The 26,341-nt window shown below is 61.7% G+C and carries 27 protein-coding genes; 3 read left to right on the forward strand and 24 right to left on the reverse strand.

Going from position 1 to position 26,341, the window contains the following annotated elements:
* Positions 1-16 precede the first annotated feature (16 nt).
* The 5 genes from ABTV29_RS23500 to ABTV29_RS23520 form a co-directional block, all read right to left on the reverse strand.
* Positions 17-1,327, reverse strand: a complete 1,311-nt coding sequence (locus ABTV29_RS23500) for an MFS transporter (protein ID WP_433767027.1) — start codon at positions 1,325-1,327, stop codon at positions 17-19.
* Between the two features lie 169 nt (positions 1,328-1,496).
* Positions 1,497-2,645 (reverse strand): galactonate dehydratase, encoded by a 1,149-nt coding sequence (gene dgoD, locus ABTV29_RS23505; RefSeq protein WP_016770960.1) that lies wholly within the window; start codon positions 2,643-2,645, stop codon positions 1,497-1,499.
* 47 nt (positions 2,646-2,692) lie between these two features.
* Positions 2,693-3,313, reverse strand: coding sequence for a 2-dehydro-3-deoxy-6-phosphogalactonate aldolase (locus ABTV29_RS23510; RefSeq protein WP_433767028.1), 621 nt, complete (start codon positions 3,311-3,313; stop codon positions 2,693-2,695).
* A 19-nt stretch (positions 3,314-3,332) separates the two neighbouring features.
* Entirely contained in the window at positions 3,333-4,325 is a 993-nt protein-coding gene (locus ABTV29_RS23515) for a 2-dehydro-3-deoxygalactonokinase (RefSeq protein WP_433767029.1), read from the reverse strand.
* A gap of 192 nt (positions 4,326-4,517) precedes the next feature.
* On the reverse strand, positions 4,518-5,000 hold the full coding sequence (locus tag ABTV29_RS23520) for a GNAT family N-acetyltransferase (RefSeq protein WP_224536139.1): 483 nt from the start codon (positions 4,998-5,000) through the stop codon (positions 4,518-4,520).
* A gap of 294 nt (positions 5,001-5,294) precedes the next feature.
* Here ABTV29_RS23520 and ABTV29_RS23525 point away from each other — a divergent pair, with 294 nt between their 5' ends.
* From ABTV29_RS23525 to ABTV29_RS23535, 3 genes are all read left to right on the forward strand, one after another.
* Positions 5,295-6,500, forward strand: coding sequence for an MFS transporter (locus ABTV29_RS23525; RefSeq protein ID WP_433767030.1), 1,206 nt, complete (start codon positions 5,295-5,297; stop codon positions 6,498-6,500).
* Positions 6,501-6,584: 84 nt separating this feature from the next.
* Positions 6,585-6,923, forward strand: a complete 339-nt coding sequence (locus ABTV29_RS23530; protein ID WP_433767031.1) for a hypothetical protein — start codon at positions 6,585-6,587, stop codon at positions 6,921-6,923.
* 44 nt (positions 6,924-6,967) lie between these two features.
* Positions 6,968-7,222 (forward strand): hypothetical protein, encoded by a 255-nt coding sequence (locus tag ABTV29_RS23535; RefSeq protein ID WP_433767032.1) that lies wholly within the window; start codon positions 6,968-6,970, stop codon positions 7,220-7,222.
* Positions 7,223-7,330: 108 nt separating this feature from the next.
* On the opposite strand, the gene ABTV29_RS23540 is transcribed toward ABTV29_RS23535, so the two are convergent.
* The 19 genes from ABTV29_RS23540 to mltG all read right to left on the reverse strand — a co-directional run bounded on the left by ABTV29_RS23540 (position 7,331) and on the right by mltG (position 26,341).
* Positions 7,331-8,251 (reverse strand): PfkB family carbohydrate kinase, encoded by a 921-nt coding sequence (locus ABTV29_RS23540; RefSeq protein ID WP_433771987.1) that lies wholly within the window; start codon positions 8,249-8,251, stop codon positions 7,331-7,333.
* Between the two features lie 161 nt (positions 8,252-8,412).
* The gene (locus ABTV29_RS23545) at positions 8,413-9,879 is read right to left on the reverse strand and encodes a purine-cytosine permease family protein (RefSeq protein ID WP_433767033.1); all 1,467 of its coding nucleotides are present in this window, start codon (positions 9,877-9,879) and stop codon (positions 8,413-8,415) included.
* Between the two features lie 188 nt (positions 9,880-10,067).
* On the reverse strand, positions 10,068-11,066 hold the full coding sequence (locus tag ABTV29_RS23550; protein ID WP_433767034.1) for an ADP-ribosylglycohydrolase family protein: 999 nt from the start codon (positions 11,064-11,066) through the stop codon (positions 10,068-10,070).
* On the reverse strand, positions 11,063-11,776 hold the full coding sequence (locus ABTV29_RS23555) for a GntR family transcriptional regulator (RefSeq protein ID WP_433767035.1): 714 nt from the start codon (positions 11,774-11,776) through the stop codon (positions 11,063-11,065). Before ABTV29_RS23555 ends, ABTV29_RS23550 begins: the two co-directional genes overlap by 4 nt.
* A 268-nt stretch (positions 11,777-12,044) precedes the next feature.
* A complete protein-coding gene (gene araH, locus ABTV29_RS23560; RefSeq protein ID WP_433771989.1) occupies positions 12,045-13,013 on the reverse strand; it encodes an L-arabinose ABC transporter permease AraH in 969 nt (322 codons plus the stop codon).
* A gap of 12 nt (positions 13,014-13,025) precedes the next feature.
* Positions 13,026-14,576, reverse strand: a complete 1,551-nt coding sequence (araG, locus tag ABTV29_RS23565; protein ID WP_433767036.1) for an L-arabinose ABC transporter ATP-binding protein AraG — start codon at positions 14,574-14,576, stop codon at positions 13,026-13,028.
* Between the two features lie 64 nt (positions 14,577-14,640).
* Complete coding sequence (locus ABTV29_RS23570) at positions 14,641-15,645, reverse strand: substrate-binding domain-containing protein (protein WP_433767037.1); 1,005 nt, start codon at positions 15,643-15,645, stop codon at positions 14,641-14,643.
* A 141-nt stretch (positions 15,646-15,786) separates the two neighbouring features.
* Positions 15,787-16,605, reverse strand: coding sequence for an SDR family oxidoreductase (locus tag ABTV29_RS23575; RefSeq protein WP_433767038.1), 819 nt, complete (start codon positions 16,603-16,605; stop codon positions 15,787-15,789).
* 275 nt (positions 16,606-16,880) lie between these two features.
* Positions 16,881-17,756 (reverse strand): SMP-30/gluconolactonase/LRE family protein, encoded by an 876-nt coding sequence (locus ABTV29_RS23580; protein WP_433767039.1) that lies wholly within the window; start codon positions 17,754-17,756, stop codon positions 16,881-16,883.
* Positions 17,757-17,889: 133 nt separating this feature from the next.
* Positions 17,890-18,606, reverse strand: a complete 717-nt coding sequence (locus tag ABTV29_RS23585; protein WP_433767040.1) for a FadR/GntR family transcriptional regulator — start codon at positions 18,604-18,606, stop codon at positions 17,890-17,892.
* 190 nt (positions 18,607-18,796) lie between these two features.
* Entirely contained in the window at positions 18,797-19,357 is a 561-nt protein-coding gene (locus ABTV29_RS23590) for a DUF1285 domain-containing protein (protein WP_433767041.1), read from the reverse strand.
* Positions 19,358-19,372: 15 nt separating this feature from the next.
* Positions 19,373-19,981 (reverse strand): DUF4823 domain-containing protein, encoded by a 609-nt coding sequence (locus tag ABTV29_RS23595; protein WP_433767042.1) that lies wholly within the window; start codon positions 19,979-19,981, stop codon positions 19,373-19,375.
* Between the two features lie 170 nt (positions 19,982-20,151).
* A complete protein-coding gene (locus tag ABTV29_RS23600) occupies positions 20,152-21,120 on the reverse strand; it encodes a GTP 3',8-cyclase MoaA (RefSeq protein ID WP_433767043.1) in 969 nt (322 codons plus the stop codon).
* A gap of 138 nt (positions 21,121-21,258) precedes the next feature.
* The gene (locus ABTV29_RS23605; protein ID WP_034149949.1) at positions 21,259-21,897 is read right to left on the reverse strand and encodes a TetR/AcrR family transcriptional regulator; all 639 of its coding nucleotides are present in this window, start codon (positions 21,895-21,897) and stop codon (positions 21,259-21,261) included.
* Between the two features lie 342 nt (positions 21,898-22,239).
* Positions 22,240-23,025: a TatD family hydrolase gene (locus ABTV29_RS23610; RefSeq protein ID WP_433767044.1), complete on the reverse strand. Its 786-nt coding sequence runs from the start codon at positions 23,023-23,025 to the stop codon at positions 22,240-22,242.
* A gap of 15 nt (positions 23,026-23,040) precedes the next feature.
* Positions 23,041-23,397: a PilZ domain-containing protein gene (locus ABTV29_RS23615; protein ID WP_433767045.1), complete on the reverse strand. Its 357-nt coding sequence runs from the start codon at positions 23,395-23,397 to the stop codon at positions 23,041-23,043.
* A gap of 53 nt (positions 23,398-23,450) precedes the next feature.
* Complete coding sequence (locus ABTV29_RS23620; RefSeq protein WP_433767046.1) at positions 23,451-24,437, reverse strand: DNA polymerase III subunit delta'; 987 nt, start codon at positions 24,435-24,437, stop codon at positions 23,451-23,453.
* Positions 24,430-25,062 carry a dTMP kinase gene (gene tmk / locus ABTV29_RS23625; protein WP_433767047.1) on the reverse strand — a complete coding sequence of 211 codons (633 nt, stop codon included), beginning with the start codon at positions 25,060-25,062 and terminating at the stop codon, positions 24,430-24,432. Before tmk ends, ABTV29_RS23620 begins: the two co-directional genes overlap by 8 nt.
* A 22-nt stretch (positions 25,063-25,084) precedes the next feature.
* Positions 25,085-26,341: an endolytic transglycosylase MltG gene (gene mltG / locus ABTV29_RS23630; RefSeq protein ID WP_433767048.1), complete on the reverse strand. Its 1,257-nt coding sequence runs from the start codon at positions 26,339-26,341 to the stop codon at positions 25,085-25,087.

Below are 26,341 nucleotides of genomic sequence, written 5' to 3' on the forward strand. Positions count from 1 at the left end.
CGCCCGCATGCCTGGACTACAACTTGATACGCTCGACCTTGCCCACCAGCAAGATGTAGGAAAGTGCACCGATCAACGCCAGAACCGAGATGTAGGTAATGGCCGGGGCAAAAGAGTCGCCCGTGGCGAGGAAACCGATGACGATTGGCGTGGCGATCGCCGACAGATTGCCGATGAAGTTGAACACCCCACCTGTCAGCCCCAGCAAGCGTGCCGGCGCCAGGGTCGACACCAGCGACCAGGTGATCGACGCCAGCCCGTTGCCGAAGAAGGCCAGCGCGAGGAAGGCAATCACCAGCGGCGTCGACTCGACGAAGTTGGCTCCGATGATCGACGTCGAAATCAGCAGGCCGCTGATGATCGGCAGCTTGCGGGCGAACCCTACCGAGTAACCGCGACGGATCAGGAAGTCGGAGAAGAACCCCGAGCACAGCACGCCGATGAAGGCTGCGAGGAACGGCAGCGACGCCAGCAGGCCGGACTTGATGAAATCCATGCCACGGTATTTGACCAGGTAGGTCGGGAACCACGTCAGGAAAAACCACAGCGTCGAGTTGAGGCAGAACTGGCCGAGGTAGATGCCCCAGAGTTTGCGTTTGGTCAGGACAATGCCCAGGTCGGTCCAGCTGAATTTGGCTTTGACCTTGGCCTGCTCCGACTGAATGTCCACCAGCCCGCCACCTTCGCGGATCAGCTCGATTTCGGCGTCGTTGGCGCCTTTGAAATCCCGCGGTTCGCGATACACCGCGTACCAGATCACCGCCCAGAGAATGCCCACCGCACCGGTGGTGACGAAGACCATGTGCCAGCCGTACTGATGCTGCAGCCAGGCCAGGACCGGCGTAAGGAACGCCAGGCCGACAAACTGCCCGGAGGTGTAGAAACCAATGGCCGTGGCGCGTTCACGCTCGGGAAACCAGGTGGTGACCACGCGGCTGTTGATCGGATACGCCGGCGCTTCCAGGGCACCGACCGCCATGCGCAGCACGAACAGCGCGATGAAGCTGGCGGCAAAACCGAGCATTACCGTGGCAATCGACCACAGCAGCAGTGCAGCGGTGTACAGGATGCGCGGCGGCACCCGGTCCACCAGCCAGCCCCCGGGGATCTGCATGGCCGCATAGGTCCAGCCGAAGGCGGAGAAGATCAGGCCGACGTGAATCGGATCGATGCCCAGGTCGCTGGTCAGCGCCGGAGCGGCAATCGACAGGTTGCTGCGGTCCAGATAGTTGATCACCACGGTGATGAACAGCAGGACCATGATGAAAAAACGCTTGCGACTGGGCGTCACCAACGACGCCTGCCCGGTGAGGGTTTGCGGTTGCATGGGGGTGCCTCTTCTTATGGTTATTGAGGTCGATTTGAAATGTGGCGCCGATCCCTTGTAGGAGCGAGCCTGCTCGCGATAGCGGTGTGTCATTCAGCATGGTGTCGACTGATAGACCATCGCGAGCAGGCTCGCTCCTACAGGGGTTGGGTGGTGGGTCAGGGAGTGATCACCACTCGGCAAAACTGCCATCGGCATGGCGCCAGATCGGGTTGCGCCAGCGGTGGCCGACGGCGGCGCGTTCGATCACGTATTCCTCGTTGATCTCGATGCCCAGGCCCGGACCGTTCGGGATCTTCACGAAGCCCTGGTCGTAGTCGAACACCCGTGGATCCTTGACGTAGTCGAGCAGGTCATTGCTCTCGTTGTAATGGATGCCCAGGCTCTGCTCCTGGATGAACGCGTTGTAGCAGGCCGCGTCCAGTTGCAGGCACGCCGCCAGGGCAATCGGGCCCAGCGGGCAATGCAGGGCCAGCGCCACGTCGTAGGCTTCGGCCATGTTGGCGATCTTGCGGGTTTCGGTGATACCGCCGGCGTGGGAGGCGTCGGGCTGGATGATGTCGACGTAGCCTTCGCTGAGCACACGCTTGAAATCCCAGCGCGAGAACAGGCGCTCACCCAGGGCGATCGGCGTGCTGGTCAGCGGCGCCAGCTCCTTGAGCGCTTCGTAGTTTTCGCTGAGCACCGGCTCTTCGATGAACATCAGTTTGTATGGGTCGAGTTCCTTCATCAGCACCTTGGCCATGGGCTTGTGCACCCGGCCATGGAAGTCGACGCCGATGCCGACGTTCGGCCCCACCGCGTCACGCACGGCGGCGACGTTGGCCAGGGCCAGGTCGACTTTTTCGAAGGTATCGAGGAACTGCAATTCCTCGGTGCCGTTCATCTTCACCGCGGTGAAACCACGGCTGACCGCTTCTTTCGCCGCCCGAGCGGTGTCGGCCGGACGGTCGCCACCGATCCACGAATAGACGCGGATCTTGTCCCGCACCTGGCCGCCCAGCAGATCGCTGACCGACACACCCAGCGCCTTGCCCTTGATGTCCCACAGTGCCTGGTCGATACCCGCCAGGGCGCTCATGTGGATCGCGCCGCCGCGATAGAAACCGCCACGGTAGAGCACGGTCCAGATGTCTTCGATATTGCGTGGGTCCTTGCCGATCAGGTAGTCGGACAATTCCTCGACGGCAGCAGCAACAGTGTGGGCGCGGCCTTCGACCACGGGTTCGCCCCAGCCGGTGACGCCCTCGTCGGTTTCAACTTTGAGGAAGCACCAGCGCGGCGGAACGATGAAGGTGGTCAGCTTGGTGATTTTCATTAGTCGGTCTCTCTTATTGGATGCAGCGCTTGCAGCGCCAAAAAGTCTTAGCGAAGGGCTTTCCAGGCAGCGACGTAGGCCTTGGCATTGGCCGCCACTTGCTCAGGTGTCATGCCCGGTTTGAACAGGCCGGAACCGAGGCCGAAACCCTTGACGCCTGCGTCGATGAACACCTGCATGTTGTCCGGGGTGATCCCACCGACCGGGGCCAGGATCGTCCCCGCCGGCAACACCGCCAGCCAGGCTTTGACGACCGCCGGGCCCATCTGCTCGGCCGGGAACATCTTCAGGATGTCCGCGCCTTCGGCCAGTGCCGCGAAAGCCTCGGTGGGCGTAGCGACACCTGGCGACAGCGAAAGACCCGCCGCCTTTGCCGCGCGCAGTACCTTGGGATCGCTGTGGGGCATGACGATCACTTGGCCGCCTGCCGCCTTCACCAGCTCGACCTGCTCCGGCGTCAGCACCGTGCCCGCGCCGATCAGGCAATCGGCGGGCAAGGTATCGCGCAGGATGCGGATGCTGTCGTAGGGCTCGGGGGAATTGAGCGGCACTTCGATGACGCGAAATCCGGCGGCGTACAGGACTTCGCCGATGGCGGCGGCCTCTTGCGGGCGCAGGCCGCGCAGGATGGCGATCAGGCCGTTTTGCGCCAGTGCTTGCTTGAGCATCTCAGGACTCCAGTCAGGGTTAACGGGAAGAGGTGGAGGCGACCAGCCCGGCGGCGAGTGCCAGCTGCCACAGGCCGCGTTCGGTGGCCTGTTCGGCCAGGGTCACCCGGGCAAAACCGCAGGCATCGAGCGCCCGGCTGTAGCGCCCGCATAGCTGGGCGTTGCCGATCAGGATGATCGATGGCAGGTGCACGCTGTTGCGCCGCTGGCGCTGGACGTTGGCCAGGGCTGACAGTTCGTGACCGATCAGCAGGCCGGAGAGGTAATCGGTTTGCGCGGCGCCACTGAGTTCACCGGTCAGCCCCAGGCTGCGGGCACTGAACAGGGTCGACAGCACGCCGATGTCGCCCTCTGCCGAGAGCGCCACTTGCACGCCGCGATCAAAGGCCTGGCCGTCGAACGCGCCGCCGCGCTGCTGGGTGCGCCCCAGAATGCTGTGTTCACTGAGAACGGCGAAGACTTCGCCGGTCATGAAGGTATCGAAGTGCACGATGCAACCATCGACCACTTCCACCCACTTCGAATGGCTGCCCGGCAGACCGATCAACAGATCGGCGCCCGCCTCCTGCGACAGGCTTTGCAGCACGCCGAGCACCTGGGTTTCTTCGCCGCGCATGACGTTGGGCAGACGCGAGCGTTGAATCACCCCGGGCACGATGTGCACGTCGACACCGCGCAGGCTGCGCACGGTTTGCAGGGAGGTTCCGAGACTGGCGACGTTCGCCGGGGTATCGCGGTAGGCCGCTTCGCGCCAGCCCTGGGCGCTGCCGACCATGCCGCAGGCGATCACCGGCAAGTCCGGCTGGGCGTCGAGCCAGTCACCGCAGGCCTCATCGAAAGCCAGTTCAAAACCATCGGCGCATTCCAGGCCCTTGATGATTCGCGGCGCCTTGGGCAACTGCATGATCCCCGACGACAGCGAACGCTGTTCGAGCACCTGGCCGCCTTCGGCGAGTTTGTAAGCACGTAATGAGGTTGTCCCCCAATCGAGCGCGATCAATTGCGCCTGCATCGCTTCACCTGTTCTGGTTTTTGGCAGTGAGTGAGCGGGACTATAAACCCTGGCGCAGAAAAATCTCAATATATAAATATCAATCCCATATATTGAGACAAAGACAAAAAAGATCGCAGCCTTCGGCAGCTCCTACAATTGGAACGCGTTCCCCTGTAGGAGCTGCCGAAGGCTGCGATCTTTTAAGGCCGATCAGTTTCCTTCGGCGAACTCGCGCAACACCTTGCCGTCCATGCGATAGCGCACCCACTCCTCCTGCGGCTGCGCACCCAGGGACTTGTAGAAGTCGATGGCCGGGGTATTCCACTCCAGCACGCTCCACTCGAAGCGCCCGCAGTCGTTGGCACAGGCGATTTTCGCCAGGTGCCGCAGCAGGGTCTTGCCCGCCCCGCCGCCGCGCTGTTCGGGGGTGATGTAGAGGTCTTCGAGGTACAGGCAGTTGCTGCCCAGCCAGGTGGAGTAGCTGAAGAAGAACACGGCGAAACCGATGGCCACGCCGTCACGCAGGCAGATCAGGCCATGGGCGGTGGCGCCTTCGCTGAAGAGGCTGCGCTCGATGTCGGCGACACTGGCGATGACTTCATGGCGGGCACGTTCATAGTCGGCCAGTTCAGTGATGAACGCGAGAATTTGCGGAGCATCGCTGGGAGTCGCCGGGCGGATTTCGATCGTCATGGACGTGCCTTGTCTGAAAATGGAAAACGCCATACTAAGTCGGCGATGTGTCGGTGGCGAGTGGCTTTGCCCCTGTGGGAGCGAGCCTGCTCGCGAAGAACCCGGAGCCACTGCGTTCATTCTGGTTGCCCGCGTTATCGTTGACGACCATCGCGAGCAAGCTCGCTCCCACAGGGTCGATTCGGCTTTACTCCGGCCTGCACTAACCCTGAAATCGTGAACCTCGGACCTAACATAAGTGCGTTGCGTGATAGATAGATGACCTGCGTATTTATCAGGTCAAGGAACCGCTTCATGCCTACCGCAACACCACCCGTTTCCGGCAAGTTATTCGGCCTGTTTTGCCTGGCCAGTTACCTGCTGTCGCTGTCCTACGGATCGACCTTTCTGCTTTCACTGCTGATCGGCTCGCGCGGCGGCAATGAGCACGATGCCGGCAGCGTGATTTCCGCGGCGATGCTCAGCACCTTTGTGGCGGTGATTGTCTCCGGCCACCTGTGCGACCTGTTGGGCGCGGCGCGTTCGGTGGCGTTGTTCGGCGTGCTGCTGGTGGCGGCCAGCCTGGGCTTTGCCCTGACGCCCGGTTTCGGCAACCTGTTGCTATTCTTCGGCCTGTTGCTGGGGCTGGGTTGGGGGGTGTTCTACACCCTCGGGCCGATCATCGTCGCGAGCCTGGTCACACCTGCGCAGCGCGCCAAATACTTCGCCCTGCTCTCAGGCAGCATGATGACCGGGATCGGCAGCGGTCCGTTGCTTGGGCGCGCGGCGAGCGCCCTGGGCTATCCGGTGACTGCGGCGTTCTACCTCGCCGCCATTGCCAGCCTGATCGGCGTGCTGCTGTTCTGGCGGCTGGATCGCCAGCTGAAAAACGCCTCGGTGCAATCGACCACAATCTCGCGGATTTCCTGGCAGGCGACGGCTCAGGTGCTGAGCTCCAGGGCCGTGCTGCCGATCATCATGGTCGGCCTCGGCGGTTGCGTGTTCGGCGGCCTGTCGAGTTTCCAGACCAGCTACGCGGCAGCACGCTCGCTGGACTATTCGCTGTTCTTCCTCGGTTTCATGAGCGCCGCGATCAGCAGCCGCATGTTGATCGCCGGCTTCGTGGTCAAGCGCGATCCACTGCGTGCGTCGTGCCTGCTGTCGGGGCTGATGATGGGCTCGATCCTGATGTTCGGCTTCGTGGTCGATGACGGCTTCAGCTACGTGCTCGCGGCGGTGATGCTCGGGGTCGGTTACGGGCTGACGTACTCGGTGATCAACGGCCTGGCCGCCAACGAAGCACCGAGCGGCACCACCGCGCAATCCTTGCTGCTGTTCAGCCTGTCGTACTTCATCGGCGTCTTCGGCTTTCCGCTGCTGGCCGGGAAAATCATCGTCGAACACGGCATGGCAACGCTGTTGCTCACGGTGCTGGCAGTGGCTGCGTTCAACTGGCTGATCACCGTGGGGCGCCTGATCTGGCGCCGACTGGCCACGGATCGGGCATTGCAACAGGCCTGAACCGTTCGTCGTTCATCCGGCACCATTTCCAGGCGGGGGCGGACCAACGTCAGGTAAGGACTCTAAATCAATGGAGATTCCACCATGATCACGTCCCGACTGAGCGCCCTCGCCTTCGCTGCCCTGCTGTCGCCGCTCGCCCTTGCGGCGACCACCGCTTCCGGCACCGGCCCGACCGACCCGATCAAAAGCCCCAGGGCCCCCGCCATCCAGAGCGCCCCCGGCATCAACACCGACGGCACCGGAATCGAGAACAGCCTGCCGCCGTCCACCGGCACCGATCCACGGACTCAGGGCAACGATACCGGTCGCCAGGGCGGGCTCAACCTGCCGGACGCTCGCACCCCCGATAACGCCGGCCCCGGCATGGGCTCGAAGAGCACCACCGGTGGCTCGGGCTCTGAAGGGGGCGTGAGCCAGTGACGACCTTTGCCGCAAGACCTGCCCATCGCCATGAAGAGGTAACCATGAACGTCGATAAAAACCTGGAGAAAGAAGTCCTGACCCGCCTGCTGCACGCCCACCCCAACGGCCTGGGCAAGGAGGTCCTGGACAATTACCGGGGGGAGAAAGTCGTGGCCAGCACCCTCGCCACCCTGCAGGACCGCGGACTGATCCAGCACGGCCATGTGCGGTGCAACGAGGCTGGGGAGCACTCGCTTAACTTGCCGATCAAGCTCAGCGCCGCCGGCGTCGAGGCGGCACGCAAGCTGGATGTTTGATCCATGTGTTGAATTTGAGGGCCCTATCGCGAGCAGCCTCGCTCCTACACTGGATTTGTGAACAACACATCCCCCTGTAGGAGCGAGCCTGCTCGCGATAGCAATGGATCAGTCGCTGAAGGACTTGCTGATGAACGCATCGACTTCAGCAGTCCCCGGCGAAGTCGCCGGCCCCCACCGAGTCACCGCCAAAGCCGCCGCCGCATTGGCCCGCCGCGCCGCATCAAACGCCGGCAACCCTTTCGCCAGCCCCGCGACAAACACCCCGGCATGGGCATCGCCGGCGCCATTGCTGTCCACCGCTTCGACCTTGAAACCCGGCACATGCCGACGCTCGCTGCCCTGATTGATCCAGCAGCCCTGTGGCCCGTCCCGCACCACCATCAGGACCCTGGCCGGCAGATGCCCGGCCAGTTGATCCAGTGCCTGGGCGATATTCGCTGCCCCGGTAAACCGCAGCGCCTCGACGCTGTTGCTGGTCCAAATATCGATGCGCGCCAGCAAGGCCTGCATCAGCGGCGCATCCGGCGAATCCACCAGGGGCCCCGGATCGAACACCACCTTGACCTCGACTGGCAAGGCTCGCACCCAATCCACCAGGGCCTGGCCCTTGCCTGCCAGCAGCAAGCTGTAGCCGCTGACATACACGAAATCACCCGCCTCAACGGTCACACCGGCCAAGTCCTCGGCCGTGAGATCGCCTTCGGCGCCGATGTAGGAAACGAAACTGCGCTCGGCTGAAGCGTCGGTGATCGCCACACACAAACCGGTATCCCGTTCGGCGCGATCCGCAAGGCCGATGCGGATGCCTTCGGCCGCCATCGCCTCACGGGCCAGGTCGCCGAAACGCCCGGTGCCGTGGCGCCCCAGGTAGACCACCGGCAAGCCATTGCGCGCCGCCGCGGCCATCACGTTGAAACCGCCGCCGGCTTCGAAACTGGCGGACTGCGCCAACACATCGCCGCCCGCTTGCGGCAATTGATCCACGGCCATGACCAGGTCGATGATGACCTGGCCGGTGTGCAGCATCTTGGTGTCCGGTCTCACAAATACGTTCCTCTTTTGGCGAGTGGTTGTTGTCGTCAGGCAAGGCGCCGCGACGAGTCATAGCTCGCTATGGCGAGGAGCGGCAACGCAGCCTGGCGGCAACAAACGCCGCCAAAAAGGAACAGTATTTGCGAGACCGGACACTATGCATGAGCGTTCTCGTTGAGTGCGGCACGACGATCCCTTGCCCCGCCCAATACAAAATAAACCCCGCCGGCCACCACGAAAGTCACGATCCAGCCCAGGCCGTTATGCCCCAGCCACGAATCGGACAAAAAGCCCTTGAACCAGACGTTCTCTGCCGTGGTGCCGATGGTGGTGAAGCTGAAACCCAGCACGATCGCCAGCGCCCAGGCACCGAACGCACGCCATTCAATACCGCCCTGATACCAGTAGGCGCTGCTCGGGCTGACGTCCAGCAGATCCTTGGGGCTGTAGTAGTGACGGTGAATCAGGTCGACCACGAAGATCCCGACCCACGCGGTGATCGGCACCGCCAGCAGGGAAATGAAGGTGATGAACGGGCCGTAGAAGCTGTCGGCGATCAGCATGAAGTAAATCGAACCGGCGAAGATCGCGACGATGTCCACCACCACGGCATAGACGCGCTTGACCTTCAGGCCCAGGGTCAGCGTGGTCAGGCCCGCGGAGTACACCGACAGGTTGTTCGACAGCAGCAGGCCGCCGAACGCGGTGATCAGGTACGGCACGGCCATCCAGGTCGGCAGCATGTCGCGGATGGCGATGATCGGATCGGTGGCCTGGGCCAGATCGTCGTTACCCACCGACAGCAGGCCGCCAAGGGTGATCAACAGCACCAGCGGAATGCCCGCGCCGAATGCGGCCGAGGCCACCAGGCGCGCGGCCTTGACGCTGCGGTGCTGATAGCGCGACATGTCCGCGCCGGCGTTGGCCCAACCAATCCCGGTGCCGGCGGCCATGGTGCCGATGCCGATGATCATCGCGCTCATCGGCGCCGGCGTGGCGTTGAATACGGCGCTCCAGTCGATGGTGGCGCAGAGGAAGCCACCCACCAGGATGTTCAATGCACCGAAGACGTAGGTCGCCCACTTCTGGATCACCAGCAGCGTGGCGTGGCCGAGGCCGGACACCGACAGGGTCAGCAAGACGAAAATGGCGATGAAGGTCAGGGTCAGCAGCGGCGCGCTTTTCGCTTCCACCGGCGAGCCGAACAGAATCGAGCACAGCGACAGCAACACGAACGCGGCCGTGGTGGTGTTGACGGTTTCCCAGCCCAGGCGCGACATCAGCGACACCAGGGTCGGGCCGATATTGCCGCGCACGCCGAAGATGGCCCGCGACAGGGTCAGGCTCGGTGCGCGACCACGGCGACCGGCGATGGAAATGATCCCGACCACCGCGAAGGAACCGGCGGCACCGAGAATGGCAACGATGATCGCCTGCCAGATCGCCAACCCGCGAAAGGCCACGAGAGTGGCGCCCAGCGGCAGGCCGAGGATGGAAATGTTGGCGGCGAACCAGACCCAGAACAGCTGCAACGGATGACCATTGCACTCGGCCTCCGGCACCGGTTCGATGCCGCGGGTTTCCAGCTGCCCGGCGTTCTGCCCGGCGTTCGATGAACTCATGAAAATGCTCCTGTTGCCATTTTTGTGGTTGTGGGCAAATCAGATTTTTACAGTCGGCGACGCCCCTCTGTAGGAGCGAGCATGCTCGCGATGGACCTGAGAACGACGCGGGGTATCAGGAACCCCTGCGTTATCGTTAACGTCCATCGCGAGTGAACTCGCTCCTACAGGGGAAGGCGTCAGTCCAGTCAGCGCAGGGCGAGGAGTCCTTTCACCAACGGCTCAAGCTGCAGATCATTGACGGCCTTGACCTTCTCGATCATCGCCACCGGCCAGATCTCCAGCCCCATGCAGGCCCCCAGCATCGCCCCCAGAATCGCCGCGATGGTATCGGTGTCGCCGCCCAGGCTCGCCGCCATGCACAGCGCCTCGAAGGCGGTCATTTCGCCAATGGCCACTTGCTGGGCCAGGGCAAACGACACCACCACCGACTCCTGCGAGGCCACCGAAGTGCCGATCACGTCGTACAGCAGATCGGCGAGCGCCGCCCTGTCGCTCTCGACGCTGATGGTCCGCGCCCAACTGATGCGCGAAGCGATGCGTCCACCGGCAACCCAGTGGCCATGGCTTTGCGCTTGCTGGGCAATTTGCTGGCCGAGGCTCAGCGCCTCGCCCAGCTCCATGCCGTTGATCCCGGCCGAAATCACCGCGGCCACCGCCGCTGCGCTGGAGATGCCCAGCGTGGTGTTGTGGGTGACCTGGCAGGCTTGTATCACCGCGTCGATGAAACGCTCGGGGTCGGCCACGTTCGCGGCAATCCCCACCGGGGTAATACGCATCGCCGCGCCATTGGTGGTGCCGTAGCGACCCGCCTCCTCCGGCGAATGACCGGCGAGGATCATCTCGATGGCGCGCTTGGTCGAAGGCCCGAGCAGGTCCTGCGAGCCCTTGGCCTGCATCTGCGCTTCCCATTCGATCAAGCGTTGGGCGAGCTTCGAGGGTTCGATCCGGCCTTTGCCATCGACCAGCAACTGACCGACCAGGATCGCCTGTTCGGTGTCGTCAGTGATCGAGCCCTTGGGCATGTTGGCGGCAATCGGCTGATGGGGACCGGCATCCTGCAGGTCGACGATTTCACCGAACCGCGCCTTGATATCGTCGCGGCTAAGCGATTGGGTCGGCATGCCCAGCGCATCGCCCAGCGCCAGGCCATAAAACGCGCCCAGGGCACGATCGAGCGCAGTCATTTCGAGTTTCCAAATTGCAGGTGCATACGGAAATGCACGGGGTCAAGCAGGCTTTCCACCTGTTCCATGAAGCGGTTTTGCCGGTCGTAGGTGGTACGCAAGGCCTTGAGGAAGACCGTGCCCGCCGGGCGTCCCAGCAACTGCGCGTCTTCGGCGCTAAGCGGTTCGGCACCGATCCATTGATCGCCGCGTTCGCCGATATAGCCGTAGGCAGCCAGGGTGATGGTCAGGGAGTTATCGATCAAACCCACTCGCGGCAGGCTTTCCAGGCCTCCGGTGGCGGGCATCAATGAGCGTTCGAGGGAAACCAGCGTGCCGTCGTTGGAGCGGCGGCGACGGTCGAGGGTGATGAATTGGTCGGTGCCGAAACGCGACAGCAGGTCCGGACGCGTCACCGCCTCCAGCCGCAGCACTTCGGTATTGACCAGCGCGCCGCTGTCGGCCAGGGCCTGGGCCCAGCCATTGCGCTGGTCGAGTACCACACCGTCGAACGTGACGATGGACCCCACCCCGCTTTGCGTCGCGATGTAGTTGCGCCGTTTCAATTCGGCCAGGGCTTCACGCAAAGTACCTCGGCTGACTTTGAATTCCTGAGCCAACTGATGCTCGCCGGGCAGGTGAAAGCCGTCCTCCATGAGACCGCTTTCAATGCGCCGGATGAGCTCATCGACCACCCGTTGTTTCTTGTCGAATCGAACCTGTCTAATCATGTACAAATTGAACCTGAAACCCTTTGTTACGATCAAGGGATATTTAAGGGAGATGACGGAAGGCGGGAGGAATGACACATGACCTGTGGGAGCGGGCTTGCTCGCGATAAGGCCGTTTCATCCAACACTGATGTTGTCTGACACACCGCCATCGCGAGCAGGCTCGCTCCCACAGGGGCTCTACGGCGTACAGATGATTCTGTGTACACCTCGGATCACTGTGGGAGCGAGCCTGCTCGCGATGGCGTCAGTCAGATCAGCACAGGTTTCAGCGTTGCTTCAGACGGTCAATCACCACCGCCAGCAGCAAAATCGAACCCCGAATCACGTACTGATAAAACGTATCGATGTTCTTCAGGTTCATCGCGTTTTCGATGATCGCCAGGATCAGCACCCCGGCAATCACGTGCCGGATCATGCCGATGCCGCCACTGAGGGAAACACCACCCAGCACGCAGGCCGAGATCACCGTCAGCTCGAAACCCTGGCCAATCATCGGCTGGCCCGAGGTCATGCGCGAAGCCAGGATCACCCCGGCCAGCGCGCCGATCACACCGTGCACGGCGAAGATGATGATCTTGGTCCGGTCGACGTTGACCCCGGCCAGCAGCGCCGCTTCCTGGTTGCCGCCGATAGCCATGGTGTTGCGTCCATAGGTGGTGTAGTTCAGCAGCCAGCCGAAGAACAGGAAGCAGACGATGGTGATCAGGATCGGCACCGGCACGCCGAACAACTGGCCATTGCCATACACGAAGAACGACTCCTGGGACACACCCACCGCCTTGCCGTTGGCGAAGATGTAGGCCAGGCCGCGGACGATCTGCATGGTCGCCAGGGTGGTGATCAACGCGTTGACCCGCAGCTTGGCGATCACGATGCCGTTGACCAGGCCGACGATCAGCCCCATGACCAGCGCCGCGCTGATGCCGAGGAACACGCTGTTGGTGTCTCGCATCACCACCGCCGCCACGACCCCGGCGCAGGCAATCACCGAGCCGACCGACAAGTCGAAATGCCCGGACGCCAGGCAATACAACATGGTGCAGGCTGCGATGCCGGTGGTGGAAATCGCCAGGCCCAGGCCGCGCATGTTCAGCGGCGAGAGGAAGTTATCGATCAGCAGTGTGCAGAGCACGAAGATCCCCACCGCTGCCGCCAGCATTGCCCAGTCATCGAGAAAGCGCCGCAGGTCCAGAGGCTTGCGCATCGTCGGCAGGGTTTCGTTTTTGGTTGTCATCATCAATACCTCTCAGTTCGCCACGCCGTCAGCGCGCTGGCGCGGCAACGCCAGTTGCAGCAGGTTGGATTCATTGGCTTGTTCACGGCTCAGCTCGCCGCGCATCGCCCCTTCGCACATCACCAGGATGCGGTCGGAAATGCCCATCACTTCCATCAGGTCGCTGGACACCACGATCACCGCGATACCGCTGGCGGCCAGGTTGTGAATGATCTGGTAGATCTCGGCCTTGGCGCCGATATCGATGCCACGGGTAGGCTCGTCGAGCAGCAGGACCTTCATCGGCATCGACAGCCAGCGACCGAGAATCGCCTTCTGCTGATTGCCGCCGGACAGGAACTTGATGGGTTGCCCGGCATGGGGTGTCTTCACCCGCAGCGCCTTGATCTGTTTGTCAGCGTTGGTCTTTTCCCACAGCCCGCGGATCAGGCAGCCGAAACCGGAATGGGCACTGCGCGCGCTGATGTTGATGTTCTCGGCGACGCTGGCCAGCGGGATGATGCCCTCCTTCTTGCGGTCTTCCGGGCACAGCAGAATGCCGGCGGCGATGGCATCCCGGGGGGAGTTGAGCTTGAGCTCATGACCGCGCAACTCCAGGCGCCCGGCGGTGTTGCGCTCCAGCCCGCTGAGCAGGCGAAACAGCTCGGTGCGACCGGCACCGACCAGGCCGAACAAGCCGAGAATCTCGCCCTTGTGCGCCTCGAAACTCATGGGCTCGCGCAGGCCCGGGCCGAGCAGGCCATCGACCTTCAAGGCCACCGCGCCGCGCGGGCGCGAGCGGTAGTCGTAGATGTCCTGGATGTCGCGGCCGACCATGCAGGTGACGAGTTGATCGTGGGTCAGCTCGCTCATGTCCTCGAAGGTACGCACGTAGCGACCGTCCTTGAACACCGTCACCGCATTGCAGATGCGGAACACTTCTTCCATGCGGTGGGAGACGTACAGCACCACTTTGCCTTCGTCACGCAGGCGCCCGATGATTGCCATCAGACGCTCGATTTCCCGCGCCGACAGGCTGCTGGTGGGCTCGTCGAACGCGATCACATGCGCCCCTCGGGACAAGGCCTTGGCAATCTCCACCAGTTGCCGTTGACCCAGCGACAGGCGCCCGACTTTTTCCTGCGGATCGATCTCGTCGGCCAGGCCCTTGAGACAGGCCAGCGCCTGTTGGCGCAATTGACGGCGATTGATCAGGCCGAAACTGGCCGGCAGATGTCCCAGGAAAAGGTTTTCCGCGACGGTCATTTCCGGCACCAGGTGCAGCTCCTGGTGAATCACCGCCACGCCGCTGCCAATGCTGTCGGCGGTGGATCTGAAAACGTGGGTCTGCTCGCCGATCTGCAGGTCGCCGCTGCTCGGGACATAGGCGCCGCCGAGGATTTTCAGCAAGGTCGACTTGCCCGCGCCGTTCTCGCCCATCAAGGCATGGACTTGCCCCGGATGCGCCACGAAGTTGATGTTGTCCAGCGCCTTCACGCCGGGAAAGGTCTTGCCGATCCCGTTGAAACGCAAGCTGCCGCCCGACGGGAAACCGGTCTGTTGTTGTAATTGTGTTTGCGCCATAACCACCTCGTCACACAGATCAGGCGGCCCCGTTGCCGGCGCCGCCGATGAAATCAACCGGCCTTCAGTTCCACAGGCCGATTTTTTCCAGTTCCTGCTTGAAGTTGTCGCGGGTGATCAGTGTCACGTCATCCATGGCGGTGTATTTCGCCGGTTCTTTGCCGGTGGTGACCCACTCGTACATCATGCTGGCGGTGTTGTAGCCCTCGATGTGCGGGCTGGGCAGCATCGAGCCGTGGAAGCCGCTGTCGGCCTTCTTCAGTTCGCCAATGGCGTCGGTGCCGTTGATGCCGATACCGATCACGTTCGCCGCTGCGAATCCGGCGCTCTCGGTGGCCCGCACGCCACCGAGCACGGTGTTGTCGTTCATGCCGCCGATGATCAGGTTCTTCGCCGCTCCCGGCAGCTTGACCAGTGCCGAGTTGGTGGCGTCCATGCTGCCCGGGACGTCGAGGGTCTTGAGGGCCGAGAACAGGATGTGATCCTTCGGCATGCCCGCATCTTCCAGCGCCTTGACCGAGCCGTCGGTGCGCTTCTTGCCGGTATCGAGTTCGTTGTAGGTGTTGATCACGGCATAGGTGTCTTTCCAGTCCCAACCGCGTTTTTTCGCCTCGGCCGCCATGGCATTGCCCTGCTTCTGGCCGACTTCGAACGCGGCCATGCCCAGGTACGGAACCTCTTCCATGAACTTGCCGCTGGCGTCGACGAAGCGGTCGTCGACGGCAATCACTTTCAAACCGTTGAGCTTGGCCTTGGCCATGATCGCAGGGCCGAGGGAGACGTCCGGCGGGCAGATCACGAAGCCCTTGGCACCGTTGGCCGCCAGGCTATCGATGGCCGAAAGGGTTTTCTCGCCGTCAGGCACGGCGATTTTGATCAGGGTAAAACCCTTTTCCTTGCCGGCCTTTTCGGCGAAGGCCCATTCGGTCTGGAACCACGGCTCTTCGGCCTGCTTGACCAGGAAGCCGATTTTCACTTCCTCGGCTGCAAACAGCGTGCTGCTGAGGCTGAGCGCGCTAACCGCCAGGGCGGCGCCGCACAGGGAACGGATGGCATGACGACGATTCATAAGCTGACTCCTTGTTATTTTTTTGAGCATTCTTTGAAAGCGTTCTTGTTGAATCAAAAGGCGTTTAAACCGTACTACTAATAGTCATATCGTATGATGATTGGATTTCAGGCGTGGAAATACGCTTGAAACCCCGGTCGTTCAGTCGTGGTACATCACTGAGCGGCCACCATCGATGGTGATGCATGAGGCGTTGATGAACGGCGCTTCATCGCTGGCCAGGAACACCGCGGTCATCGCCACTTCGATCGGCTGGCCGATACGTTTGGGTGGATGCAGGTCGTACGCGCGCTGGCGTTCGGCGTGCGGATCGGCAAAGCCGTTCCAGTAGTCGACGTTCAACTGGGTTTCGATGTATCCGGGTGCGATGGCATTCACGCGAATGCCCCTGGACGCATATTCGATGCCCAGGGCGCGGGTCAGGCCGAGCAAACCGTGCTTGGCCACCGGATACGGGAAGCAGCCGGGAATGATGTGGCTGGAATGGGTGGAGGCAATGTTGATGATGCTGCCGATGCCCTGCTCGATCATCTGCGGCAAGACCGCCTTGCAGCCGTACCAGGCGCCGTCGAGGTCGATGGCGAAGCAACGATGCCAGTCGTCCTCGGTCATTTGCAGCGGATCGCGGAACACATTGACCCCGGCGCAATTGACCAGCACGTCGATGCGGCCGTGACGCTCGACCGCCAGCCTGGCCATGGCATCCAGATCCTGCTGACGGGAAACGTCGGCCTTGATTGCTACCACATCGGCACCTTGCTCACGCCAGCGCGCCGCAACGCTTTCGACCTTCTCGCCTTGGATGTCACTGATGACCAGCCTGGCTTGTTGCGCGGCAAAGGTCGCGACAATGGCTTCGCCAATGCCTTGGGCGGCGCCGGTCAGCAGCACGACTTTGTCTTTGAGGCGTTCGCCCTTGGGCGGTTCTGGCACCGGTGGCAGTGAAAGCGCTTCAGCCATGGATCGGAACTCCTGTTCGCGAGCGCGCCGAAACCCGAACAGCTGTCAATGTCCGGTTTGAAAGCTCTGGGGGGAAAACAGATAGACGCGCAAACGTTTCAGCACAGGGAGGGTCTGAAACACTGACTCCACCTTGGAGTTCGCGGGGATATCGCTGCATCACTTCACCTGTTTTGTTTTTTTAAGTGTGAGTGCATCGTGAAACGATGGTGCCGACTATAAACCCGGCACCCGAACAATCTCAATATATAATTTTGCATCCCATATTTTGGGATTTACCCGGCAAATCGCGTACAGAGCTTGCCGGGCACATCGACCCGGATCGACAACACCGCCCCATCCAGCGGATGCCCAAGCGGGCTGGCGGCGCTGGTGATGTACAGGGTTTGCAGATCGGCATCGCCGAACACACAACTGGTCGGGCGGCTGACCGGCAGCTCGATCACCCGATCAACCTGACCGCCCGGCGTCAGCCTGAGCAGGCAACTGCCGTCCCACCGGGCATTCCAGATAAAGCCTTCGGCATCCATCGCCGAACCGTCCGGACCGCCGCGATCATGAGGGCCGAACCAGGTCTGCGCCGGTTCCAGATTGCCGTCGGTGCGGATGAAATGCCGATACAGCGTGCCGTCGAGGCTGTCGCCGAAATACACGGTGGTGGCGTCATCGCTCCACAGCAGGGTATTGGGGATGCCCAGGCCGCGCAGCAGCGGGGTCACTCGCGCATCGCGATCGATGCGGAAAAGGCCACCGGAACGCCGCTTGATGGGCAGGTCCTCGCCCTGCTCGCCGATGTTGTTCTGCATGGTGCCAAGCCAGAGTCGGCCCTGGGCATCGCAACGGGCTTCATTGCCACGGTTGCCCGGTTGCGGGTCGGCTACGCAGAACAGGGTCAGGCGCGGTTCCAGGCCGGGTGAATCGAGGTCCAGGCGGTAGACGCCGCTGCTCAAGGTCACCAGCGCATCGCCGCTCGCGCAGGGGATGAAGGCCGAGACGTGCTCCGGCATCTGCCAGATTTGCACGTTGGCGCCGATCAACCGCAGCGCTTGCTTGCCGGCGATGTCCACCCAATAGAGTGCCTGGGTCGGTGCATCCCAGAACGGGCCTTCGCCAAGCCGGGCCCGATGTTCGGTGACTGCGGTCCACGTCATGAAACCTCCTGCGTTGTTCTTGTTTTTATGCTGTAGGAGCGAGCTTGCTCGCGATTGCGGTGGGTCAGACACATGAGTGTTGGATGTACCACCGCTATCGCGAGCAGGCTCGCTCCCACAGGGATTTCGAATGCTAGCCGGTTTTTTTGTCCGCCATGACCTGCGGGTAGTAGCGCTTGATCGCAAGGTCGGCGTTATCGATCAGGGTCATGCAGGCCCAGACACCCCGCGCGGCGTCCCGGGCGGCGATGGCTTCGGCCATGTCCTTGTGAATCGGCAAGGTGCGGCGCAGTTCGTCCGGGTCGGCGGCGGACACTTCGAAACACACCGCCAACAGCGCGCCGAGGGCCGGGACCATTTGTTCGATGAATTGATTGTGGCTGGCGGCGAGGATGCACTCATGGAAGAGCTGGTCGGCGCGGTTATAATCGATGCCGCTGTCCACCGCCCGCTCCAGGGCGTTGCAGGCCAACAGAATGTCTTGAACCTGTTCTGCGGTGGCGCGCTCGCAGGCCCAACGCACGGCCATCGGTTCGATGGTGCGGCGCAGGTCGAGCAAATCGTCGACGAAGTTTTCCGGCAAGCCGCCCCGTGACAGCCAGCCAACGACTTGTGGATCGAAGAGGTTCCAGCGCTTGACCGGCAACACCCGCGTGCCGACCTTCGGCCCGACTTCGAGCATGCCTTTGGCAACCAGGGTCTTGATGGCTTCGCGAATGACGGTGCGGCTGACCCCGAGCTGTTCACCGAGATCGGCTTCGACCTTCAGCGATTCGCCCGGCTTGACCTGCCCGGTGGCGATCCAGCAGCCGAGCCAGTCGACGGTCGAGGCGTGAAAACTGCTGGACATGGACACCTCGGAAGCGTGTGCGATGGAGGCACACGCTAATCATCATACGATTGGGTGTCAAATTGATTTTTCAGGAAGGTTCAGAACGACTGTGGGAGCGAGCCTGCTCGCGATGTTGCCACCACATACAACATCGATGTCGCCTGATCGACTGCCATCGCGAGCAGGCTCGCTCCCACAGGGGGCGGTGTCAGGGTTCGAGACCGATTCGGAAGAATTCGCCGCCACTCCAGACACCCAGCCAACGCTGCCCGTCGATCTCACGACTCACCGCCAGCTCCACCAACTGATAGAACACGTTGCGATGAATCAAGGCTTCCAGGTTGCTGCGCACATGCACATAGGGCGCGGGCTCCTGGGTGTCGGGGTCAATCATCACGCGAATCGGATGCTCGGCGCCGGCCTCGGTGGTTTCGTCGACATGGGTGGTGAAGCGCAGGATTTGCGACTCGCCCTCTCCTTCCACTTCCACGGCAATCGCCACGAAGGGTGCGTCGTCGACCTTGATGCCGACTTTTTCGACCGGGGTGATGAGGAAGTAATCATCGCCGTCGCGGCGAATGATGGTGGAGAACAGCTTGACCATCGGCATGCGCCCGATCGGCGTGCCCATGTAGTACCAGGTGCCGTCGCGGGCGATGCGCATGTCGATGTCGCCGCAGAAGTCCGGGTTCCACAGGTGGACCGGCGGCAAGCCCTTGGTCTTGGGGATTTGCCCCAACAGGTCGTTGGCTTTTTGCGGGCCACTCATGGCGATCTCCTTCGATTACTGGTCGCTGAGCCCCAACAGGCTGCGAGCATATTGCTCAAGCGGCGGGCCCATCAGGTCTTCTGGCTTTTCGTCGTGGAACGTCAGTAAACCGCCACGACTCTTGATACGTGCAGTATCAATCAAATACTGGGTGCTGGTCTCGATCAACATGATCTGAATCACGCCGGTGTCGATGCCGAGGCGATCCAGTGCCTCCTGGTCCAGCCATTCATCCGAGTTGCCGATGCGGTCATCGGCCTTGGCGAAGCGGGTATAGAGCAGGTAATGGGCACCGGCGGAACGGGCTTCATTCATGGCCTGGTCCAGGCCTTCCGGGGTACGCGCGCGACGGACCATCGGGAAATATTCGATAAAACCGTCAAAGGCGACTTCGGCGATCACATTGGGACGCGGGTAAGCGGTGCCGCCCGGCGGCATAAAGGCGCCCTGGGCGATGTAGACGAACGAGTCCGGCTGAATGCGCAGGTTGTTCACACGGCGACTGTCGCTGTGATCCAGAAAGCCGGCGTCGCTCATATGGTAGCGAGCCCCTTCGGCCATATCGCTGACATTCATGCAGCCGCCAAGTGCCAAAACGGCCAGCAGCAAAACCAGGCTACGCATCCTATCCTCCAGAGGCCGGTGTCGGAAAACCGGCGAATGGCCGTTGGATGCAGATTTTGCGCCAGCTCACGAACATCGTTGCCTGAACTGACGCCTTCGCGGGCAAGCCCGCTCCCACAGGGTTTTGTGCAAGTCCTTGTGGGAGCGAGCTTGCCCGCGATGAGGCCGCTTCAGCCGCCGATGATTTTCATGACGGTGGCACCACCAGAAAACGCCACTTCCTGCTTGTCACCCAAGGCTTTCACCAGGAGGCGCTGCAAGGCCGGCAACGCCTGATGACGCGGCTTGTCCAGCAGATCGCCGACATAGTGGCGATTGCTCGACGACAGACAGCCATGCAGCCAGCCCGTGGAAGACAGGCGCAGGCGCGAACAGGTACGGCAGAACGGCACGCTTTCGTTGGCAATCACGCCGAAATACCCCTGCCCCGGAATCTCGTAACGCACGGCGGTCGCATCCACCGGTGCGTCGGCTTGCAGATACTCGTGGTGCTCGCCAATCAGGCTCAGCAGCTGTTGAAGGCTGACGAACTGTTGCAGGAAGGCATTGGAGTCGCTGGCCAGGTGGCCCATGCGCATCAGCTCGATAAAACGCAGCTCGTAACCGCGTTCCAGGCAGTAATCCAGCAGCGGCATCACCTGATCGAGATTCTGCCCCCGTAACGGAACCATGTTGACCTTGATCTTCATGCCGGCCGCGCGGGCCTGTTCCATACCGCCGAGCACGGTCGCCAGATCTCCGCCGCGGGCAATGCTGCGGAAGGCGCTGGCGTCCAGGGTATCGAGGGAAACGTTGATGCGCCGAATGCCGGCATTGACCAGCAAGGGCAATTTTTTCGCCAGCAACTGACCGTTGGTGGTCAGGCTGATGTCTTCGAGGCCCATCTGCCCGACCGCGGTCATGAAGGTTTCGAGTTTCGGGCTCACCAGCGGCTCGCCGCCGGTAATGCGCAAACGCTCGATGCCCGCGGCCTCGATCAGATAGGCGACACCGCGTGCCATGGCCTCGGCCGACAACTCGTCCTGCGCAGCCACCAGCCGCTTGCCATTGGGCACGCAGTAGGTACACGCGTAGTTGCAGGCTGAGGTCAGGCTGACCCGCAAATTGCGAAAACGCCTGCCTTGACGGTCAACGATCATGGTCACTCCGGCGAAAGAAGATTCGAACCGCAGAAACTTGACTCAGAATTCAAGTTTTAGCAAGTCCTACGCCTGAGTATATTCCCGCTGTATCGCACCAAATAGCAAAATCATGGCGCAATCAGGCAACTGAATGTCTTAGCTGCTCGGAGTGTCGGTGTCACGCTTGCGCTTGTTGCCCATGCGCACACCAATGTCCATCAGGAACTGGAAGAAACCTTCCTGATCTTCCAGCACATTGCTCCAGAACGGCGAGTGATACAGCGCCACGGCACCGTGCACCAGCGCCCAGGATGCGCAGTAGTGGAAGTAAGGTGGTACATCTTCAAGCTTGCCTTCGCTGATCCGGCCCTTGATCAACAGGGTCAGGCGTTCGAAGTTCGAAGCGCGGATCTTGTGCAGCTCCTCGATCATCTCCGGCACCTGGTTGCCCTTGACGACCTTTTCTTCCAGGCGATCGAACAAGCGATAACGTTGCGGGTCCCGCATGCGGAATTCGAAATAGGCGCGGGACAGGGCTTCCTTGTCCTTGTCGACGTCGGCGGAGTGCAGCAGCTCGTTCAAATCGCGCTCGTAGTCGAGCATCAGGCGCAGGTAGATCTCGGCCTTGGACTTGAAGTGCTTGTAGATTGTGCCTTTGCCGATACCGACGGCATCAGCAATCATCTCGACGGTGACACTGTCTTCACCTTGTTCGAGGAACAGCTTGAGCGCGGTATCGAGAATTTCTTGCTCGCGGCGACGAAACTCACGGACCTTACGAGGTTCTTTATGCATAAGAAAAGGTCTGTAGGGGTCAAAATTCGAAGCCGCGTATTATGCCTAAATTGCGCAAAAATGCACGGATCATCCGACCATAACTGTGTTTCTCGAGTATTTCCCACAAGACCCCAAGCTGATGAGAACTCTTCTGAAGCGCCTGTATTCCAAATTTGTTTAAAAACCGCGACCGACAAACTGGACTGGGTGAAATACTGATCAATACTTGAACTGTCGGCGGAACATCTCCCCCAAGTGTCACGCCGATATTGGTACCAACGGACCGCGTACCATTGTTTTACTCCTAATGGTCTTAACCCGGATTCACCCCCCAGAACCCGGGTTTTTTTTGCCTGCGATTTAACCTTTCACATGGGCCAGCGGGAACAGGCGCTTGAAGTTTTCCGTCGTCTGCTCGGCAAATCGCTCGAAAAGCTCACCACGCAACATTGCCAAAAATTCCGCAACCTCACGCACGTATTGCGGCAGGTTCGGTTTGCCACGATAGGGGATGGGCGCCAGGTACGGCGAGTCGGTTTCCACCAGCAAACGATCGGCCGGCACCTTGCTCGCGACATCACGCAACGCATCGGCATTGCGGAATGTGACAATGCCGGACAGGGAAATGTAATAACCCATGTCCAGCGCAGCCTTGGCCATGTCCCAGTCTTCGGTGAAGCAATGCAACACGCCCGCCTGGGGCAACGCCGCCTCACGCAGCAGGTTCAGGGTATCTGCACGGGCCCCACGGGTGTGGATGATCACCGGCTTGCCGGTCTGCTGCGCGGCTTGCAGGTGCAACCTGAAGGATTCCTGCTGCAGCTCCGCCGCTTCCGGCTCGTAGTGATAGTCCAGACCGGTTTCACCGATCGCGACCACGCGCGGGTGATTGAGCTCATGCAGCAGCCAGTCCAGCGCAGGCGCTGCCCCTGGCTGCACGTCGAGCGGATGCACGCCGACCGAGCAATCGACGTCGTCGTAGCGCTCGGCCAGGGCTTTGACGTCAGCGGCATTGTCAGCACTGACACCAATACACAGGAAGTGCCCCACGCCCCGCTGACGGGCCGCATCGAGGGCTGCATCAAGGGAGCCGTCGTGGGCGGCGAGGTCAAGGCGATCGAGGTGGCAATGGGAATCTACGAGCATAAAAAGGACTGCAACTTACATCGTATGAGTGGGACGGTCGGACTTCAGGGCTCCGGCCAGATGGGTTTCGATTCGACTACGCGCGGTGTTGTCGCCTTCGTTGAACTGTACGCCGACCCCGGCAGCGCGGTTGCCCTGGGCGCCTTTGGGGGTGATCCAGCTGACCTTGCCGGCCACGGGGATCTTTTCCGGTTCGTCGAACAGGTGCAGCAGCATGAATACCTCATCGCCCAACTTGTAGCTCTTGTTGGTCGGGATAAACAGGCCGCCATTCTTGATGAACGGCATGTAGGCCGCGTAAAGCACAGACTTGTCCTTGATACTCAGGGACAAAATGCCGTTGCGCGGGCCCGGGCTTACTGAATCATTCATGCTGACCTCCATTGCTGAGCTCCTTTGCCGACAATCAGTCTAGGCGCAGATACTCACCTCTGGGTAGGCAACGACGCCCATTGCACCAGCAGCGCCTCCAGCAACAACACCCGATTGAGGTTGGCCTTGCTCAACACTTTCTGACGCTGGGCAAGGATCCAGTCCTGAATATTCAGGACCTTGTCCTGGGCGGTTTTCTGCGCCAGGTATTGAACAACCTTGCGCATATCCGTCAGCCCCAACCCTTCTTCGTCCTGGGTCAGTTGATAGCGCAGGATAAGGCTCGACCAATCGCAGAACCAGTCGAACAGCAACAACAACGGGATCGCATTCCAACCTTCGGCCAATTGCGTCGGCGACTGTTGCTGCTTGAGCAGCTTCTTCACGCCGTCGACCACTTGCGCCCGTTGTTCACGCACACCCTGGGCGTGGAGATTGGCGGCAGCCAAAGGCGAACCGGCGGCCAGGGTGAGCAATTCGCTGCGTTCTTCTTCCGGGCAATCCGGCAAGGCGTTTGCCAGCCAGGCCAAACTCATCGCCTCGCTCGGCAGCGGACAAGCCTGCTGCACGCAGCGGCTCTTGATGGTCGGCAACAGACGGCTGGGCTGATGACTGACCAGCAACAAGACCGTGTCGCCGGAAGGCTCTTCCAGGCTTTTGAGCAAGGCGTTGGAGGCGTTGATGTTCATCGACTCCACCGGCTCGATCAGCACCACCTTGCGCCCGCCCAGTTGCGCCGTTTGCACCACGAAGCTGACCAGATCCCGGACCTGATCGACCTTGATCGCCTTGTCGGCTTCTTCCGGTTCCAGAATGTAGTTATCGGGGTGACTGCCGGCCTTGAGCAACAGACAGGACTTGCACTCGCCACAGGCACCCTGCGCGGTCGGGCGCTGGCACAGCAGGCTCGCCATCAGGCGCTCGGCCAGCGCGCGCTTGCCGATCCCGGCCGGACCGTGCAGCAGATAGGCATGGGCGTGCTGCGTACGGCCAGCGAACTGCTGCCAGAGGCTGTCCTGCCACGGGTAGGCTTCAGCCACGGGCCAACTCCAGCAGACGCGGCAACAAGGCATCCAGCGACTGCTGCACCTGGGCCAGCGGTTGCGCCGCGTCGATCAACACATAACGCGCCGGCTCGGCTTCAGCTCGCTTGAGGAAGGCACTGCGCACCGCATCGAAAAAGGCCCGACCTTCAAGCTCGAATCGATCCAGGCGTCCGCGGGCGCTGGCACGCGCCATGCCCACCTCCACCGGCAAGTCGAAAATCAATGTCAGGCCAGGACGCAGATCACCCTGGACAAAGGCTTCCAGAGAGGCGATGCGCTCCAGTGACAGGCCGCGGCCGCCACCCTGGTAGGCATAGGTCGAATCGGTGAAGCGATCGCACAACACCACAGCACCTCGGGCCAGTGCCGGGCGAATCACCTCGGCCAGGTGCTGGGCGCGAGCGGCGAACACCAGGAGCAGCTCCGTGTCCGGATTCATGACCTCATCGACCGGAGCCAACAGCACTTCACGGATGCGCTCGGCCAGTGGCGTACCACCGGGCTCGCGAGTCAGCACGACCTCGATACCCGCGGCGCGCAGGCGCTCGGCCAGGTATTCGCGATTGGTGCTCTTGCCGGCGCCTTCCGGGCCTTCCAGCGTAATAAACAAGCCAGTCACAGGCAGTCCTTAGTCAGAGTCATTACGAGCCTTGCGGTGCGTTTGTTTCCGGCTCGGAGGCAGGTGCGGGCGCAGGGTCTTGTGGCTGAACCTGCGGCAGAGCCTCGGGCGCGGGATTGGGCGAAGCGGCCGGGATCGGTGCCTGATCCTGCCCGGCGCTGGATTCAGGCGCCGGAGATTCAGGGGCCCGAGATTCCATGGCCTGGGTCTGCCCGGCCGAGACTTGCGAAGCCTCGGTACCGTTGCTTGGTGCCGGGCTGGAACGGTAGTCCGCGCGACGCTTGAGCTGGAACTCGCGCACAGCGTTGTTATGCGAATCCAGGTCGTCGGAGAACACGTGGCTACCATCCCCGCGCGCCACGAAATAGAGGCTGTTGCCCGCTACCGGATTGAGTGCCGCATGGATCGCTTCGCGACCGACCATCGCAATCGGCGTCGGCGGCAGCCCGGCAATCACGTAGGTGTTGTAAGGCGTCGGTTCCTTGAGATGGGCGCGAGTCAGCTTGCCGCTGTAACGATCACCCAGGCCATAGATCACCGTCGGGTCGGTCTGCAGCAGCATGCCGATCGCCATGCGCCGCACGAAGACGCCGGCAATTTGCCCGCGCTCTTGTGGCACACCGGTTTCCTTCTCCACCAGCGAGGCCATGATCAGGGCTTGATAGGGTTCGGTGTACGGCGCATCCGCAGCGCGCTGGCTCCACTCTTTGGCCAGCACTTCGTCGAGGCGGTCATAGGCTGTTTTCAGCAGCTCGACATCGGTCATGCCCCGCACAAAGCGATAGGTGTCCGGGAAGAATCGACCTTCAGGGAAAATCCCGGCATGCCCGAGCTTGTCCATGACCTGACTGTCGCTCAAGGTGTCCAGGGTATGTTCCAGCTTCTCTTCCTTGGCCAGCGCCGCACGGACCTGGCGGAAGTTCCAGCCCTCGACCAGGGTCACGCTGTACTGGACCATTTCCCCACGCTTCCACAGGTCAATCAGGCCTTCCACCGTCATGCCCGGAACCATGCGGTATTCACCGCTATGCAGAGGTTGCTTGGGCAGGTTGAAGCGCCAGTACACTCGCAGCCAGAAAGCGTCCTTGATGAGGCCGTCGGCTTCGAGTCGCAGGAAGGTACGATTGGGCGTGGTGCCTTTGGGCACATCCAGCAGCTCTTCCTGAGTGATATTCAGAGGCTGCACCAGCGCCGAGTGAATTTTCCAGGCAGAGGCACCCAACATCAGCCCCGCCAGAACCAGTCCGGTTTCCAGCAGCAGCAGGAATTTACGTCTCAC

Source organism: Pseudomonas putida (genome assembly GCF_050989985.1).
GTDB lineage: Bacteria > Pseudomonadota > Gammaproteobacteria > Pseudomonadales > Pseudomonadaceae > Aquipseudomonas > Aquipseudomonas putida_AI.

Coding starts and splice junctions, on each gene's coding strand:
- ABTV29_RS23500 (WP_433767027.1), bottom strand. CDS start 1,327: ATGCAACCGCAAACCCTCACCGGGCAGGCGTCGTTGGTGACGCCCAGT.
- dgoD (WP_016770960.1), bottom strand. CDS start 2,645: ATGAAAATCACCAAGCTGACCACCTTCATCGTTCCGCCGCGCTGGTGC.
- ABTV29_RS23510 (WP_433767028.1), bottom strand. CDS start 3,313: ATGCTCAAGCAAGCACTGGCGCAAAACGGCCTGATCGCCATCCTGCGC.
- ABTV29_RS23515 (WP_433767029.1), bottom strand. CDS start 4,325: ATGCAGGCGCAATTGATCGCGCTCGATTGGGGGACAACCTCATTACGT.
- ABTV29_RS23520 (WP_224536139.1), bottom strand. CDS start 5,000: ATGACGATCGAAATCCGCCCGGCGACTCCCAGCGATGCTCCGCAAATT.
- ABTV29_RS23525 (WP_433767030.1), top strand. CDS start 5,295: ATGCCTACCGCAACACCACCCGTTTCCGGCAAGTTATTCGGCCTGTTT.
- ABTV29_RS23530 (WP_433767031.1), top strand. CDS start 6,585: ATGATCACGTCCCGACTGAGCGCCCTCGCCTTCGCTGCCCTGCTGTCG.
- ABTV29_RS23535 (WP_433767032.1), top strand. CDS start 6,968: ATGAACGTCGATAAAAACCTGGAGAAAGAAGTCCTGACCCGCCTGCTG.
- ABTV29_RS23540 (WP_433771987.1), bottom strand. CDS start 8,251: ATGCTGCACACCGGCCAGGTCATCATCGACCTGGTCATGGCCGTGGAT.
- ABTV29_RS23545 (WP_433767033.1), bottom strand. CDS start 9,879: ATGAGTTCATCGAACGCCGGGCAGAACGCCGGGCAGCTGGAAACCCGC.
- ABTV29_RS23550 (WP_433767034.1), bottom strand. CDS start 11,066: ATGACTGCGCTCGATCGTGCCCTGGGCGCGTTTTATGGCCTGGCGCTG.
- ABTV29_RS23555 (WP_433767035.1), bottom strand. CDS start 11,776: ATGATTAGACAGGTTCGATTCGACAAGAAACAACGGGTGGTCGATGAG.
- araH (WP_433771989.1), bottom strand. CDS start 13,013: ATGACAACCAAAAACGAAACCCTGCCGACGATGCGCAAGCCTCTGGAC.
- araG (WP_433767036.1), bottom strand. CDS start 14,576: ATGGCGCAAACACAATTACAACAACAGACCGGTTTCCCGTCGGGCGGC.
- ABTV29_RS23570 (WP_433767037.1), bottom strand. CDS start 15,645: ATGAATCGTCGTCATGCCATCCGTTCCCTGTGCGGCGCCGCCCTGGCG.
- ABTV29_RS23575 (WP_433767038.1), bottom strand. CDS start 16,605: ATGGCTGAAGCGCTTTCACTGCCACCGGTGCCAGAACCGCCCAAGGGC.
- ABTV29_RS23580 (WP_433767039.1), bottom strand. CDS start 17,756: ATGACGTGGACCGCAGTCACCGAACATCGGGCCCGGCTTGGCGAAGGC.
- ABTV29_RS23585 (WP_433767040.1), bottom strand. CDS start 18,606: ATGTCCAGCAGTTTTCACGCCTCGACCGTCGACTGGCTCGGCTGCTGG.
- ABTV29_RS23590 (WP_433767041.1), bottom strand. CDS start 19,357: ATGAGTGGCCCGCAAAAAGCCAACGACCTGTTGGGGCAAATCCCCAAG.
- ABTV29_RS23595 (WP_433767042.1), bottom strand. CDS start 19,981: ATGCGTAGCCTGGTTTTGCTGCTGGCCGTTTTGGCACTTGGCGGCTGC.
- ABTV29_RS23600 (WP_433767043.1), bottom strand. CDS start 21,120: ATGATCGTTGACCGTCAAGGCAGGCGTTTTCGCAATTTGCGGGTCAGC.
- ABTV29_RS23605 (WP_034149949.1), bottom strand. CDS start 21,897: ATGCATAAAGAACCTCGTAAGGTCCGTGAGTTTCGTCGCCGCGAGCAA.
- ABTV29_RS23610 (WP_433767044.1), bottom strand. CDS start 23,025: ATGCTCGTAGATTCCCATTGCCACCTCGATCGCCTTGACCTCGCCGCC.
- ABTV29_RS23615 (WP_433767045.1), bottom strand. CDS start 23,397: ATGAATGATTCAGTAAGCCCGGGCCCGCGCAACGGCATTTTGTCCCTG.